Below are 1,719 nucleotides of genomic sequence, written 5' to 3' on the forward strand. Positions count from 1 at the left end.
TGCAGCGTGTGGCACGACTCGATGCGGATTTCCATGAAGGCCAGGGCCGTAAGAGCCCATCAACAGGCCGAATATACGACCGCAACCGCACCTCTATCGCCTCGATCTAGACGTCTTCGACTGCCCGGTTGCGGGAGGAGTCCATATATGGCTTGTTAGAGATCTTCTGGTTCAGATCCTACAACATCGTAGTAATTCTCGACTACAAACCCACTAGAAAGCTCACCAGATAAATTAACTATTGGGTCAATAAGTATATTATTATGGTCTTCTTTTGCACTCCGAACTAATTTATCGAACTCATCGTCAGTTTCAATTATGGATACTGAAAATTTAGGAAGTTCGATTCCTGCCTTTCTCCAGTTTTCCGTGAACCGACTCAGCCTGAGTGGATTTGAAACAAGCGTAAGCGTTCCATCAATAGAAATCGGAAGACCAGATTCTTCGTCTAGAAGAATGGCTAGTGGAGCATAATAGTTATCAAAGCGTGAGTATGTGTTTCCGATAGACTTTGTATAGCGAACAGATTCTGCATTCACACACAATATGCATTCCTCATCCTCCTCCAGCATTTGAAGTGCAGTAGAATATGTTCCAAAGCTTTCATTAATTGATGTGTAGCACCAAGGGTCTTTATTTATTCGTGACTCATCAAATATTGAATTAATAAAATCTGACTTATCTTGTGCTTCACTTTCAGAATATCGGACAACTTTGCCACGTTCGTGTACATATCTAGCACTGCCATCTTCAAGATTTATCTTGATACACAATGGACCTTTAGTGATTCTATTATAATCGGGTTTCCATGCTATCGATGCTACTCGATTCCGGAAAGATGCTGAAGCATTGAATAAGCCTTGTCCCCGAGGAGCCTCAAGAAACAATTTTACGTAATCAAAATTATGGAGTTGTTCATTCTCTTTAAACAAATCGTTGCTTATTACTCCCATAACCCTATCAATTGGCCGCAAGCATCGCTTGTGCACGAGACCAACAGCTTGGTCATTCTGATTATCATCAATTTCAACAAATGGAGATGCCTCCTCAGAAACTGGATCCCCGCAATGGATACAGATTAGAGGCTCTTTAGAAGATTCGGCCAAACTTGAGCAATATTGTGCATGCGCTTTAGCGAAAGGCTCAACATCTGGGCTAGTATCGGAATTTATAGGAAGTATGGCTAATTTTGAATTTTTATATTCCTCAGAATTCTCTTCAATAAATCGCTCAATACCTACAAAGGTTGACGCTCGATATATAACATCCCAAGTATCACCATTTAAAAGCTCTACCTTATCATCATAATATTTTAGTCGTTTCGTTCCATCGTCATTGAATCTGTACAAATCTACAATCAGACAATCTGCATCATCTAAAAATGATTTAACAAATAATACATCACGTCCTGCTGATAGTGTGTTTTGACATTTGAGATTAAAGTATTCACTTGCAATTTCTGATGCATTTCCTTCTTTACGACCTTCGACAAACCTCCCAAGTCTTTTTGTGAGACCATCTCTATCAATTGAAAGCCGATCTTTTGCTAATGAAACGCACAAAGAGATGATCGTAGGCTCAGGAAACAAGTGCAACACTATCCAAAAAGAGTGTTGCCATGTCATCCAGCTACCATCACCTGAGCCCAGAAGAGCGTGCGACCATCATGATTCAGCACGGCCAGGGCGCCACGCTTAGTTCCATCGCACGCCTGTTGGG

2 protein-coding genes are annotated in these 1,719 nt (G+C 41.2%); one reads left to right on the forward strand and one right to left on the reverse strand.

Features of this window, described 5'->3' with window-relative positions; translation table 11 throughout:
* Positions 1-155 precede the first annotated feature (155 nt).
* Complete coding sequence (locus DEH80_RS17245; protein ID WP_133249313.1) at positions 156-1,625, reverse strand: hypothetical protein; 1,470 nt, start codon at positions 1,623-1,625, stop codon at positions 156-158.
* Here DEH80_RS17245 and DEH80_RS17865 point away from each other — a divergent pair.
* Positions 1,619-1,719, forward strand: a 101-nt coding sequence (locus tag DEH80_RS17865; RefSeq protein WP_133249220.1) for a helix-turn-helix domain-containing protein, incomplete at its 3' end; no start/stop codon positions are given. The two genes, DEH80_RS17245 and DEH80_RS17865, sit on opposite strands and share 7 nt — an antisense overlap.

This window comes from Abyssibacter profundi, assembly GCF_003151135.1.
Lineage (GTDB): Bacteria > Pseudomonadota > Gammaproteobacteria > Nevskiales > OUC007 > Abyssibacter > Abyssibacter profundi.